Here is a 13,801-nt window from a genome sequence, read left to right as displayed (position 1 = left end):
AGAGTCAAGAGTCAATAGAAATCATGACTATTAACTATTGATCATTGACCATTGACTTTTGACTAAAAATATATTGGTGGAGTGTTTTGCGGGTGACGGCTAAATTGCAGGTTAAGGCAATTTGCTCTTTTTCTAATAAACCCAAAATGCGCTCTTGGTTGTCTCTAGCTACCACTGGTAACTGATGCAAACCACGCAAAGCCATCCGATCTAAAGCTTCAGATAAAGGTTCATCCCGCCAAGCATAGAGAATTTCCGTGGTGCAAATATCCATGAGAGTTTGATTGGATAATTCATCAGTATTTTCTGTGGCAGAATTTTGGTAATTTTGCCAGCGAGTTAGAGCGCGATTAATATCTTCTAGAGAAATAATCCCGACTAATTGCTCGGCTTCATTAATTACTAAAGCACTGCGTATGCGATCGCGGGTCATTTCTATCGCGGCTTCTAACAATCCTAAAGTTGCAGGTAATTTTTTTGGGCAGGAAAGTACAGCATCTTCCACTAAAATTTCCTGCACAATTTCTGCTTGCTCATCTTTTAAATCTGCTAAACCAAATTGTTGCAGCTTCGAGTTAGAGTTAACATTTGGTTTAATTTGATCTATTAACCACACACTTAAACCCACCGCAGCCATTAACGGTAAAACAATGCGGTAATCACGAGTTAATTCAAACAGCATAATAATCGCAGTTAATGGCGCTCTCACACTAGCAGCCAACACCGCCGCCATCCCTACCATTGCATAAGCTGGGGGTGCAGCCATGTATGCGTCAATTCCTGGCACAATCAGACATAAAATTTTGGCATAAGCCGAGCCGAAAGAAGCGCCTAAAAACATGGCTGGGGCAAATAAACCACCCACAAAACCACTCCCAGCACTAATGGCTGTCATGAATAATTTCACTACCAGCAAAGCCAGCAACAGATTTAAAGAAAATTCCACATCTTGCAGCATGGCTTGGACAGTGCCATAACCAATGCCTAAAATCTGGGGGAATTGCAAAGCCACAATGCCTAAAATTACCCCCCCGATAATTGGGTGAATTGATTTGGGGATACTTTGAAAAAATTCCCAGCCAGGAATTGTGCCGGCAAAGCAGGCTTTAGCTAAACGAATTAATTCGGTGTAAAACAAAGAAATTAAACTCGCACCCAAACCCAAGCCGAGATACAAAGGTAATTCAAACGGGCTACGAACTTGGTATGCAGGTAAAGTAAAGGCAGGTTGCGTCCCTAAGCCAATTTGGGCAATTAACGCCGCCACCACCGCCGCAAGTAACACCACACTCACCGCCGAAGTGGCAAAAGATGTTGCGCCCATAACTACTTCTAGGGCAAAAAATACCCCAGCGATTGGTGCATTAAATCCGGCGGCTAAACCTGCGGCTGCACCAGCACTTAAAAGCAAACGCTGACGTTCTTGGGAGACTTGGAGAATCAGAGACAACAACATCCCAAAGTTAGCGCCAATTTCCACACTCGGCCCTTCTGGCCCCAAAGAAGCCCCACTTCCCAAAGAAACAGATGCGGCAATCATTTTGGTGACAGGCCTTAAGGGACGCTGAACTGCTGTTCCTTGGGAGGCGGCGATTAAAGTAGACAAACTAGGGCCAAAATCTTGGGTGTGCCAGCGCATTAATCCGACAATTAATCCACCCAGAATGGTGACACAGGCTAAAGTCCAGCCACCCCAAGCGCCAATTACACTCATCAAATCTTCTAGCATCAGATGGTGAATTAGCTCAATTAAATAGTGGAATGTCACTACACCCATGCCAGTACCACCACCAATTAATATGGCTAAAAACAGCACAACTGTTTCCGGTGTGGGTTGAAAACGGTTAATGAGATGTGTTAGGCGGTTAGTAGGTGGAGGAAGTGCAGGTTGTTCCGTTACCTTCCTGACGTTGGTGGGAGGCAAGAGAGTCATTGAACGGTTGGGGTAAATGTAAGAAAAAATTTAAATTCTTCTCTGTTATTTCTCATTGTGAGCCATTATTTATCAACCAGACAAGTAAGTGAGATTAGCTGGATTTATAAAGCTTTGATTAAAAAAATGTATTGGGTGAAAGTTTTCTAGGAGAACAGCCAGATGAGAGAAAATTAATATTCAATGGTCAGCGATCGCTGGTATGGTACAAATTAGCAGTTTCGCAATTTTCTTCCGATAAAATACATTATTAATGTATTGAGTAGATGTACCATAAGTGAGCAGCAAACAGCAGTCATCCTCACTCAAATCTAGCTATACTCGTGTTGCGACCATTGAGTTATCCCTAGTAGAACGCTTAAAGGATGATTGACTGTGCCGATTTGAGATTTTTTTGGTTCATCTGTCGTCATTAGTCGACAGAACGTATCCAAAATTTTCAATTTCTGTACCCCCGCGTTCAGAATCAATCCTAAATCACTGGCTTCAGGTCATCATCTTCAACTAGCAAAACTACTATTGCGTAACGCAGAAATTCAATATACCTATCTTTATCGAGCAAGTAGATGGACTAGGCGGACAAGGTAAATGAACACACCCATATTTGATAATCATTATGTTACTTGCCCAATTTGCCAAAGAAATGCTAGACCCAAACCAATCAAGGCTTACATAGGTTTATTTACCTGTCCTTATTGCCAAGAAAGATTAGTTGTCTGTCGTAGCGGTCATTATGTCCGCGATCCTTTTACTTTTAAGCATATACTTCTAGCTTCGGCATTGCGTCGCCAAAGTAGCCCCTTGGCCAGAATTATCCGGGATTTTCTACCATTAAAGCGACCTTTGCTTACTCTAGCACTTGGCGGTGCAGTTTTATTCAGTGCGATCGCCATTATGCAGCAAAACACCAACCACGATGAGTTGGCATTGCCGAAAAACGAAAGAATTCAAGACTAAATTCTGTAGAGACGTTGTATACAACGTCTCTACAGAATTTATAGGTGCAGCTTCATATTTAATTGTTATGAAGTATAAATTCCGGCAATTTCAGACTTCATACTTCATAACCTTGGTGTTTCTTTTGTCACTAATTTCCAGCCTTCAGCTTGATCAATGATTTTCATTGATTCTAACTGGAGGTTATTGAGTGCGGCAGCATTGAGTAAAAAGTAGGGTTTGCTGCTGTATTGCCAATAATATTTTAGTTCGTCCGCCGGAGCCGGAATAATAGTGCGATCGCTGTAAAAATCTAAAGACGAACGATGGTAAGGAAACGATGTATAAATCTTTTTGACAGCAGGATTCACACGGGATATCATCGTCGCCACTGGTTTAACTGGATAAGCTGCGGATAATTCCCAAGCCCAATAGTTAGATTTGACTAATAAAAATAACGCAATATAACTTCCCCAAAATAAAATCCTTAAAAATTGTCCGTCACCGCGTTCTGCTAAAATTGCTGCCAAAATCATGGTAATAGCAACTGCGGCAAAAATCAGTTGTAAATCTGTTCTGGGTGGTATACCCCAACTAAAATACATACTACTAGCAGAAGCCAGAACCGCCAGTACAGACAATCCCACTACCCAACTCCGGGGATAAGATGACAATAAAGGTAAGTTTTCTGTCTCAGCTAATAACGCCCCAAAAGCTAACGCTAAAGCTGGATAAATTGGCAAGATATACCAAGGTAATTTAGTATCTAACAAAGAAATACTTACTAAATAAAAGCCACACCACACCTGAATTAATTTCGCCCAACTGAGGTTGCGATTTTCCCAAACGTAACGCCCAGTTTGGGGTAAAAATAGTAACCAAGGCCATGTCCACTTTAAAAGCTCAATTATGTAATACCAAGGTACTTGATAACTGTTGATGACAAATGTATCAACTTGGCTACGAGATTGATTTTGTAAGCCTATTTTGACAACAGCATAACCATAGTGCGAAATTTGGGCAGCATACCAACCCACAGCCGGCAAAATTCCGATCAAGATACCTGTCCAGAAATAGTAACTTGTGAGCAATCTGGGGGTATCCCAAAACAAAAATATTATAGCGATCGCACCCAGGAAAATGCCGAAAAACCCTTGTGTGAGGCAAATCAAGCCAAAACTAATCCCGACTCCCAAGCAATAGCGTAAATCACGGCGCGATCGCAATACACACAGCATCATCACTAGCAAAAAGCAGACTAACACGCCATCGCTCATCGCTAATCTGCCATAACGTACCACAGGCAGCATTGTCAGATAAATTAAAGCACTGTAAACCGCCGCCCAACGTTGACGAAAGATTTCTCGCCCAATGCAGTAAAGCAAAGGCACAGACAAAGCTGTTAAAATTGCTCCTGGCAAACGTGTTGTCCACTCATTCACACCGACAACAGCGTAAGTTCCCGCAATTAACCAATGGGCTAGAGGTGGCTTGTTATAGTAGGGTTCGCCGCCTAAAGTGGGATAAAGCCAACGTAGAGAACCTGCGGGTGCATTCCAAATTTCACGGGAAATTTGAGCGATCGTTCCTTCATCCCAATCTCGTAGCGGTAAGCTTCCCAGATTGATACTAAATAATAGCACCGCCGCCAACAGCAATACTAATATCCAAACCCGATCAATCCATTTTTCCAGCGCCCGATGCTGCTTTTCTCGATGACCCCAAATAAAGCTTCCTTGTTGCATATTCTACGATCATCATTTTACTTGCTAGTTTGACTGCGTAGAGACCAAAGCGCATCTCTAATTAATGTTGCACCCTGTTACAACATTTGTCTTTACAATTACTAGATTCCCAGGTTAACTCAATTTTCTCTGATTAGCGATAAATTTTTTGAGCAACCCTACTATTATTTTTCATTTTATTTAACACTCATTGATTGATAAAAATGATACAACTGTTACCAACTAGGTGTGTATTATTTGTTGGGAAACAATCGATGAATCTACCTTTTATACTAGATATAACAATTGGATTAGTCTTTATTTACTTAATATTAAGCTTATTGGCTTCAGAAATCCAGGAACTAATTACTACAATCTTGCAATGGCGGGCTGTTCACTTAAAAAAATCCATTGAAATTCTGATTGCAGGTGATGTCAGTAAATCAGATGATGATAATGTTATTCAACTAGTCAACGATATATATAATCATCCATTACTGCAAAGTGTTAACCAAGAAGCTAAAGGGTTTTTAACAACCTTACCACGGAAGTTTGTTTGGTTATTATCTTCTATTCTGAATAAAATTTCTCTACCAGGAGAAAAGAGAACAAAAAGTATTTTTGGGTATGTCAGAAATGGCAAAGATGAGGCGAGAAAGCAGAAACATAGTGCGCCTTCTTACATCCCGGCGGAAACCTTTGCGACAACCTTGATGGACACATTAGGCTTACCTAAGCTCGTCCAAAAGTTAACAGAATCAAGATTGATAAATTTTACACATCAGCAATTAGCAGAATTTGAAATTATCTTATCTCGGATAGCAGCTAGGGTAGATAATACTGATGCTCATATTCAGCAGTTTTTAGCAAATACTCGTGATGAGTTTAATCAAACTGTAGCTGAAAGTTTTAAACTAATTATTGCTGATTTCCAGAAAGATAAAATAGATTTATCTACAAGCCTGAATCGTATGGCTAAAAGTGTCGATAGATATATCGGCTGTTTTGCTGCTGATATGCCAGAGCATGAATTATTAAATAATGCTCTTGGGCGGTTAAAAGTTTTAAGGGCAGATACTTTTGATGATATTGAACAGACAATTTGTTTAAAAGGATTACGCCCTGGAATTAACGAAGTTGTGCAGTTAATTAGTGTTGGTAGTGAAGTTCAGCAAGAGTTTATCAATGAGTTTCAAGATAAAGATAGCGAAGCATACCAAACATTTCAATATCTCAGCCAAAGATTAGAACAGTTCAGTCAAAAACTACCACCATCTGTGGTAGGTAACATGGCAACATTAGCCAAACGCGCTCAACTGAAAGCCAAATCAACAGAGGATGGCGTTAATATATTACGCCGCGAAATTGAGCAAACCTTCAATAACTCAATGGAACGCGCCTCTGGTGTTTACAAGCGGAATGCCAAAGGTGTAGCGTTGCTAATTGGTTTTGCGATCGCTATTATTGCCAATGCAGATACATTCCATATTGTCAGCAGATTATCGAAAGATACAGCAATTCGCACAGCAATTGTCAATAGTGCTGGTCAAATAGTCGAAACTAATACCGCTCAAGATTTAAAACAACTCAAAGAAGCAACCGACCAAGTTCTGACAGATATTTCTCTCCCAATTGGCTGGAACCAAGTCAACCTCGACCAACAAATACCAAAAGCTACTAGAAATAATCAATTTACAATCGCCTTCATCCAACACTATTTCACAATGGTTGCTGGCTGGTTGGTCAGTGGAATTGCTATTTCAATGGGTGCGCCTTTTTGGTTCGACTTACTGAGTAAGGTTGTTAATGTCCGTAATTCTGGGAAAAAACCCGCAGTTCCTAATCGTGAATAAGTTAAGACTTACACCTTATACCAATTCACGAAATTACTGATACAAATCACTTCTTCTGCAACTCGGCTTCCGGTCGCCGAGCGAAGTCGAGGCGATGCTTTCATATCTGTATCATTTTTAAAGTGAAATGGTATTAAGACGAAAAATTAAAGGTTTGGGGTAAGGTGAAGGGGTACTAAAAGGTTTAGGTTTTTGAAGTTCCGCTTACACCCCTATACCCCATCTCAACACCCCTGACAAAAAGTATTTAAAAAACATAAATTCCCCTCACATTAGTGAGAATTGGACAGACATAATACCAAAAATTTTGGTAATTATAAGTTTAGCCTTAGTAAATTTAGTCTTTTCGCTACATCCAATCAGATTAGGCTAGACGTTTTGTCCTATTTATAGGTAAAATACGGTAAACCAGTCGGCTTATAGTTCTTTGCTAAAAGCACTGTAAAAAAACTGTTCTTCATCTTCAACAAGGATCATCTTTTACCACCAAGAGCTTCCCCTAGCACTTGGCGGTAGTTCTTCTTGCTTTGCTGTAGACAGATTTGACTGTACGAGAAATCCGCATTTTGGAAGGAGTATGGATTATTTATTATTGCCAGTATTAAGCTTCTTGGTGGGCATTATCGTTGGCTTAACAGGAATTGGTGGAGCTTCTCTTATCACCCCAATGTTGATATTTGTTTTTCAAGTTCCGCCATCAATTGCTGTCAGTTCTGATGTTGTAGCCGCCACCTTAATGAAGGTAGTTGGCAGCATCAAGCATTGGCAACAACAAACCCTAGACACCGAAGCAGTCAAGTGGCTGGCTTTGGGTAGTGTTCCTGGTTCAATGTTGGGGGTAGGAATACTGCACTATATCAAGCACTCTGGAGAATATAGCCTAGACAGTATTTTGCTGCGCTTGCTAGGTGGGACAATTTTACTCATTACTGTACTGGCACTAGTACAACTGTTACTCTTGACTTTCTTTCCTAAGTTCAGTTTGCCAGAACTACCAAAAATCGACTTAACTACTCATTTAGGTCGTTTCTACACAATGCTTTTGGGGGCAGTTTTAGGCTGTTTGGTTGGGCTGACAAGTGTTTCTTCTGGTTCTATGTTTGCCTTAGTACTAATAGCATTTTTCCGCCTTGATGCACGCAAGTTAGTAGGAACAGATATTTCACAAGCTGCAATTTTATTATTCTTTACCTCCCTCGGACACCTCAGCTTAGGCACAGTGAACTGGAATTTGGTATTACCGATATGGTTAGGTTCTGTTCCGGGAGTATTGTTAGGTGCAAAAATCTGCCAAATTGCGCCACAACGCCCACTGCGGTTTATTATTTATGCAATCTTGATGATGGTAAGTTGGAAGTTAGTTTATCAAGCGTAGTGAGAGGTTAGAGGCTAGAGGTTAGTGTTTATAGCAAATGAACTATTGACTATTAACCCAAGGTAGTAGGTTGAATGTACCTCTTTCGTACATAATAAATAAACCTAAACCAATTAATACGAAAGGCACAATAATTTTTCCGTAGCGACTTAAAAGATACGCAATGGTAGTGTGTTGGCTCAAAAAGTACGCAATAGCACACCAAACTCCGACCATAATTAAAAATACACTTAAAATTACTCCCAAGCTGACAAGGGTTTGACCAGCAAATAAGGGAATATAAATACTAATATTATCCCCACCATTGGCAATTGTGACTGCTGCAACTTTATAAGTTTGGGGATGCAAAATACTCAAAATTAAAGATAATAATGAATTAACAGGTGAATGCTGTTTAAAATCAGTGTTTACTTCCTGAATAGCAATAGTTTCTTGTTCTTGGTTGAGCAATTGCATCACACCGATCGCAATTGGTAATATTCCTAGTAATCCTATCCATTCACGCTGTACAACCAACCCACCAAAAAACCCTGGTAAGCTGGCAATGATGATAGCTAAAAACCCAAGATATTGACCAAATATAATATGCCGCCGCCGAAACTGGCCATCTACCTGAGAAAATAGAAGTAATAAAATTATGATGTCATCAATATTGGTAGCAGAGAAAGCAATGATGCCTTCAATAAAAGATGTAGCTAGATTATTCATACCGAAGTTTCAGCCCCAAGGAAATGAATGATTTAATTAGTGCAATTAGTACAGGTGTTGTTGCCTTTATCGCCACTAATATTGATGATATTGTGATTTTGCTACTTTTTTTTTCGCAAATCAATGCTGATTTTCGACCGCAACATATTTTTATGGGACAGTATTTAGGTTTTATTGTCCTAGTAATCTTAAGTTTATCTGGTTTATTTGGTGGTTTTGTTTTAGGGGCAAACTGGTTGGGTTTGTTGGGGTTGATTCCTATTGCGATTGGTATTAGTAGTTTGATTAATCCAGAAGATGACAATCAAGAAGAATTTTTATCAGAAAATCTCACATCTTCAGGAGGAGATAATATTAGTTTTATTGCACCCCATACTTATAGTGTAGCGGCGGTAACTATTGCTAATGGTAGTGATAATGTGAGTGTTTACATACCATTATTTGCTAGTAGTAATTTAACTAGTTTTTGGGTAATTCTTGGGGTATTTTTTTTATTGTTGGGTGTTTTATGCTACGTTGCTTATAAATTAACGGAACAAAAGGCGATCGCAGATATTTTGACTCGCTATATTAATCAGCTTGTACCTTTTATTTTAATCGGTTTAGGTGCTTTTATTGTCTTAAAAACCGGAGCTTTAAGTTTAATCAAACTAGCTGCTAGTTGTTGTTGTTTATTAGTATTGATGAGAAATAACGTAGATAAATAATTTGTGAATATAGCAATCTTATTTGATAGGTGGGCAATTATATCTTCTTTTGGGAAAAATGTAATTAATCCTTGGTTGTGGAGACGTTGTATACAACGTCTCTACGGGATTTAGAGGGTGCAATTGTGTAGGATGAAATTCATTATCAACAAATGCTTTGTTGGGTTTCACTGTCACCTGTCACCTGTCACCTGTCACCTGTCACCTATCCCCTGCTTTACCATTCAGTATCATCCGGTTGTTTGAATAGGGGAGTGCTGAGGTAACGTTCACCAAAGCTAGGCTGTACCAAGACAATCAAGCGTCCGGCGTTTTCTGGTCGTTTTGCCACTTCCAGGGCCGCATATAAAGCAGCACCAGAAGAAATACCAGAAAGTAATCCTTCTTCTTTGGCTAAACGTCGGCTATAAGCCATCGCCTGATCATCGGTGACTTGAATAACTTCATCTACGAGTTCTAGACGGAAAATTGCTGGGATAAAACCAGGGCCGATACCTTGAATTTTGTGTGGCCCTGGTTTTCCGCCGATGAGTACGGGGCTATTGCTGGGTTCAACTGCGATCGCCTGAAAAGATGGCTTGCGTTTTTTAATTACTTCTGTAACGCCGGTAATTGTCCCACCAGTACCAACCCCCGCCACTAAGATATCTACTTTTCCGTCGGTATCAGCCCAAATTTCTTCGGCTGTGGTTTCGGCATGAATTTTGGGGTTGGCTGGGTTGCGAAATTGCTGCAACATATAAGCATCGGGGGTTTTAGCCACAATTTCCTCAGCCCGTGCGATCGCGCCGCGCATTCCTTCTACACCAGATGTTAACTCTAGTTGAGCGCCATAAGCCCGTAGCATTGCCCTTCGTTCTTGGCTCATCGTGTCGGGCATCGTTAAAATAAGATGGTATCCCTTAGCAGCCGCCACCATTGCCAGTGCAATGCCCGTATTACCAGAGGTAGGCTCGACTAAGGTTGTCTTACCAGGGTGAATTAAGCCTGATTCCTCTGCTGCTGTTACCATACTGATGCCAATTCGGTCTTTCACCGAAGAAGCCGGATTCATACTTTCTAGCTTCACTAAAATCTCTGCAACCGCCCCTTCAGCCTGGGGAATCTTATTCAATCTAACTAAAGGTGTTCGTCCAATTAATTCTGTAATGTCTTTTGCTATTCGCATCAGAGGACTCCTAGGTGTTGATATTGTCTTGGTAAAAGCTGGATAGTTAATAATTTCAGACTTCAGATTTCAAACTTTCTAGATGTAATACATCGGACTCTGCTGTAAACGAGCTTCTCTTTCTTGACACAAGTCTTGGAGAGTGTAGCGATTCAACACTTCCATCGAGGCCACATTGGCTTGTTCCCAAATTTCGTGAACTAAGCGCCTTTCTAATGTGGGAGCCTCGGATTGTTCTTTCTCTTTGCGTTCACCTTCTACTAAAGTGACAATCTCCAACACCGTAATTTGCCAAGGCTCACGAACCAAGATAAAACCACCTTTCGAGCCGCGTTGACTTTGAACTACACCTGCACGCCGCAAATTGGTGAGAATTTGCTCTAAATATCGCTCAGGTATAGGTTGCTTAGAGGTGATTTCGCCCATAGTCAGAGGTACTTTTTTTTCGTGGTGGCTGGCCAGTTCTAAAAGTGCTAAGAGTGCGTATTCAACTTTAGAAGACAGATCCAGGAGAGCGTAATTTTGGCTATTCAAGATTTGTACTCAATCAAAATACTACGGTTAATCGACTGCTTTTTCGCATTTTATGCGAAATTAATTTTGTCTTGCTGTCGAATGTGTTAGCATCCGACTTATCAAGAGCTAATAACTATAAGCCTATCGTTTTACCGTAGATTATCCTACAAAATGTTCCAAATGAGTTCATCTTTTACAGGAATTATTTTGATTTCGTGATTTCCCAGCAAAAACAACCACAACAAAGTTATGTTACTAACTGACTTGCAAACGATTTATGAGCGCGACCCCGCAGCCCGTAACTGGCTGGAGATTTTATTTTGCTATCCTGGATTCCAAGCCTTGATTTTGCATCGTTTAGCACATTGGTTGTATAAAAAAGGTGTGCCTTTTTTTCCCAGGTTTATATCCCACATCAGCCGATTTTTTACAGGCGTAGAGATTCATCCAGGGGCAGTAATTGGTCAGGGAGTATTTATCGACCACGGTATGGGTGTGGTAATTGGCGAAACAGCAATCGTCGGTGATTATGCCCTAATTTATCAAGGTGTTACCTTGGGTGGGACTGGGAAAGAAAGCGGTAAACGCCACCCGACATTGGGTAGTCATGTAGTAGTGGGGGCTGGCGCAAAAGTTTTAGGCAATATTAATATAGGCGATCGCGTCCGTATTGGAGCCGGTTCTGTAGTCTTACGTGATGTGCCGAGTAATACTACTGTTGTGGGTATTCCCGGAAGAGTGACTCGTCAAAACAACATCAATGTTGATGTGTTAGCCCATAATAAAATTCGAGATGTAGAAGCAGAAGTTATCAGGGCGCTATTTGAACGTGTCAAAAACCTCGAAAAACAGCTAGAACAATTAGAAACTCAGTCTCCATTAGAATTACCGACTGATATCCACAGCGAACTCGAAATACTCTACAACAGTAAAGTCAATAGTAATGCTGTGATTGAAGACTTTCTTGATGGTGCAGGAATTTAGTTATCTCAGGTGATAGGTGACAGGTGACAGGTGGTAGGTTACAAAGTTAAGTGACAAAAAATAAGGATGGGTTTTATCACCCATCCAATGAAAATCATGCCTGAATTGTGCGTTACCAGATTTTGATATCTAAATGTTAATAAATTAGAAAATCTGGGCCATAATTACCACTACCATCAGGTAAAGGAATTTGCATAAGTTGAATAGCAGGTGTTTTCAAGCTAAACATCAATCCAATTGCACTACCCAGCTTATCTTGATTACCAGTAGTCCAAGCTAGTTCGAGTTCATCTAAAACTGCTTTAAAAGCACTATTAAATTGATTTAACAATGCGCTGACTTCTGGGGATGGATTTTGCCAACCACCTTCAGGAACTTGTGCCATTGGATATGTATCAGGGAAGGGTACAACATCACCTGCATATCGCCAAACACCATCGACTTGAATTAATTTCCGACCATGAGAAATCTCATCAAATTTGTAATAATGAGCAAGTTCACCACCAAATCCTTCTGCATCTGGGGATAGGGCAGTTCCTTCTCCTTGTACCTTAATTTCTGTAATCGCTTTTTCGACATCAGCTAGTGTATTGATAGCATATAACTGATGTCCACCGACTGAACCATCAGTTAGCTGATTAGCACCAGACATTGCTGGTTTGAGTTCTTGAAATGCCACTAGAATGGCATCATAAAAAGCGCCAATGGTAGGATAAGTTTCACCACCAAAAAACGCAATCGGCCCACTTTCAGGATATTCAATTTGCTTACAAACTTCGTCTAAATAAGTTTTACTTAAACCTGCTAAATATACCGTTAATTGAGGTCTGACTCCTCCTGGTAAATTACCGGGATAGCTTGGTAAAACACTATTGATTTTTGGTGTACCACCAATAGTTGTTAGCATATTAGCAACTAATCCCATGTGCAGCATTTCTTCCATCAGCACAGTACGAATTAACTTAGCAGCAGTTTCTTGATCATTTTTAATTGACCACCACGCGCAAAGATATGGCGGTAAAGTTGCTAACTCTAGTTCTATTGCTGCATTTAAACTATCTTTAAGCCAGTCAATATCTCTATTTGCACTTTCCGTTCTTAATAAATCACTAATTGCAGTGTTCTTAGTTGTGGTGAAACTCATAGATGTACCTTGACTATTTTTGAAGGAATCAGTCAATACACGGAAATGACCGTATATTTCCGGTACAAGATAGCTTTAGCTTGATAATTCAGCCTTCCGTGATATTACTGATAAAACTGCGAATTATAGTCAAGATTTATTTACGGAGCATTTTCTAAAATGTTAAGTTATGGCAATTTTTCAGAGCGATCGCTTTAACCTCATCTTCTTAGCTCAACTGAGCAGACCGCAATATTCCTTTGATTTCTGGATTGCTAGGTAGATAACTGCGAAAATTTTGAGACTTGGCATTTTCCTGAATAAATAAGCGTCCACAGTTTTCACACTCATAGATATAAGGAATATACTTCAAATAATACTGAGTAATAATTCCCCAAACTACGGCACGATGGTCTTTACCTTGCAGCCAGGGAAAGCGGTTAAGCCACTCTTCTTGATTTTCTGTAAGCAGTGATTCAATGTATAAATTTACATCAGACGCAATCCCTTCAAAGATAACGTCTTTATCTTGATCTTTAATCAGATGACCTTTGTATGGTATGTTATCCGTCCGATCAATAATGCTGTGACCACAAGTGCAACCCATTTTGCTCATAAAATTCACACTGGTCGTTAGTCATGATTTGTTCTCAATTATCTACCTGACATAATTGAAGCGCCACAGTTTTGAGCTATGGTGCATCAGAGTTTGTAGTTTCCCTACTGCCCTAAGCCTCGTATGATCAAGATATAAGCAAAATATAAACTCGCCAG

12 protein-coding genes are annotated in these 13,801 nt (G+C 40.1%); 5 read left to right on the top strand and 7 right to left on the bottom strand.

Annotated elements, in window-relative coordinates:
• Positions 1 to 34: 34 nt before the first annotated feature.
• The gene (locus tag H6G75_RS18180) at positions 35 to 1,933 is read right to left on the bottom strand and encodes a chloride channel protein (RefSeq protein WP_190981414.1); all 1,899 of its coding nucleotides are present in this window, start codon (positions 1,931 to 1,933) and stop codon (positions 35 to 37) included.
• Positions 1,934 to 2,521: 588 nt separating this feature from the next.
• Here H6G75_RS18180 and H6G75_RS18175 point away from each other — a divergent pair.
• Positions 2,522 to 2,890: a hypothetical protein gene (locus H6G75_RS18175; protein ID WP_190981413.1), complete on the top strand. Its 369-nt coding sequence runs from the start codon at positions 2,522 to 2,524 to the stop codon at positions 2,888 to 2,890.
• Between the two features lie 104 nt (positions 2,891 to 2,994).
• On the opposite strand, the gene H6G75_RS18170 is transcribed toward H6G75_RS18175, so the two are convergent.
• A complete protein-coding gene (locus tag H6G75_RS18170; RefSeq protein ID WP_190981412.1) occupies positions 2,995 to 4,614 on the bottom strand; it encodes a glycosyltransferase family 39 protein in 1,620 nt (539 codons plus the stop codon).
• Positions 4,615 to 4,868: 254 nt separating this feature from the next.
• On the opposite strand from H6G75_RS18170, the gene H6G75_RS18165 reads away from it, so the two are divergent.
• Both H6G75_RS18165 and H6G75_RS18160 read left to right on the top strand, forming a co-directional pair.
• A complete protein-coding gene (locus H6G75_RS18165; protein ID WP_190981411.1) occupies positions 4,869 to 6,446 on the top strand; it encodes a hypothetical protein in 1,578 nt (525 codons plus the stop codon).
• Positions 6,447 to 7,023: 577 nt separating this feature from the next.
• Positions 7,024 to 7,821, top strand: coding sequence for a sulfite exporter TauE/SafE family protein (locus H6G75_RS18160; RefSeq protein ID WP_190981410.1), 798 nt, complete (start codon positions 7,024 to 7,026; stop codon positions 7,819 to 7,821).
• A 42-nt stretch (positions 7,822 to 7,863) separates the two neighbouring features.
• On the opposite strand, the gene H6G75_RS18155 is transcribed toward H6G75_RS18160, so the two are convergent.
• A complete protein-coding gene (locus H6G75_RS18155; RefSeq protein WP_190981409.1) occupies positions 7,864 to 8,529 on the bottom strand; it encodes a cadmium resistance transporter in 666 nt (221 codons plus the stop codon).
• Positions 8,530 to 8,552: 23 nt separating this feature from the next.
• On the opposite strand from H6G75_RS18155, the gene H6G75_RS18150 reads away from it, so the two are divergent.
• Complete coding sequence (locus H6G75_RS18150; RefSeq protein WP_190981408.1) at positions 8,553 to 9,236, top strand: cadmium resistance transporter; 684 nt, start codon at positions 8,553 to 8,555, stop codon at positions 9,234 to 9,236.
• A gap of 217 nt (positions 9,237 to 9,453) precedes the next feature.
• On the opposite strand, the gene cysK is transcribed toward H6G75_RS18150, so the two are convergent.
• Both cysK and H6G75_RS18140 read right to left on the bottom strand, forming a co-directional pair.
• Positions 9,454 to 10,404, bottom strand: coding sequence for a cysteine synthase A (gene cysK, locus H6G75_RS18145; RefSeq protein ID WP_190981407.1), 951 nt, complete (start codon positions 10,402 to 10,404; stop codon positions 9,454 to 9,456).
• Positions 10,405 to 10,482: 78 nt separating this feature from the next.
• Positions 10,483 to 10,938, bottom strand: a complete 456-nt coding sequence (locus H6G75_RS18140) for an Rrf2 family transcriptional regulator (protein ID WP_190981406.1) — start codon at positions 10,936 to 10,938, stop codon at positions 10,483 to 10,485.
• A gap of 231 nt (positions 10,939 to 11,169) precedes the next feature.
• On the opposite strand from H6G75_RS18140, the gene cysE reads away from it, so the two are divergent.
• Positions 11,170 to 11,904, top strand: coding sequence for a serine O-acetyltransferase (cysE, locus tag H6G75_RS18135; protein WP_190981405.1), 735 nt, complete (start codon positions 11,170 to 11,172; stop codon positions 11,902 to 11,904).
• 136 nt (positions 11,905 to 12,040) lie between these two features.
• Here the strand turns inward: cysE and H6G75_RS18130 are convergent, their stop codons facing one another.
• A complete protein-coding gene (locus H6G75_RS18130; protein ID WP_190981404.1) occupies positions 12,041 to 13,048 on the bottom strand; it encodes a ferritin-like protein in 1,008 nt (335 codons plus the stop codon).
• Positions 13,049 to 13,256: 208 nt separating this feature from the next.
• Positions 13,257 to 13,643 carry a hypothetical protein gene (locus H6G75_RS18125; RefSeq protein WP_190981403.1) on the bottom strand — a complete coding sequence of 129 codons (387 nt, stop codon included), beginning with the start codon at positions 13,641 to 13,643 and terminating at the stop codon, positions 13,257 to 13,259.
• Between the last annotated feature and the right edge of the window lie 158 nt (positions 13,644 to 13,801).

Source organism: Nostoc sp. FACHB-280, from assembly GCF_014697615.1.
Lineage (GTDB): Bacteria > Cyanobacteriota > Cyanobacteriia > Cyanobacteriales > Nostocaceae > Nostoc_B.
The sequence above is the reverse complement of the archived record's forward strand: the minus strand, read 5'-3'. Positions and strand labels throughout refer to the sequence as shown.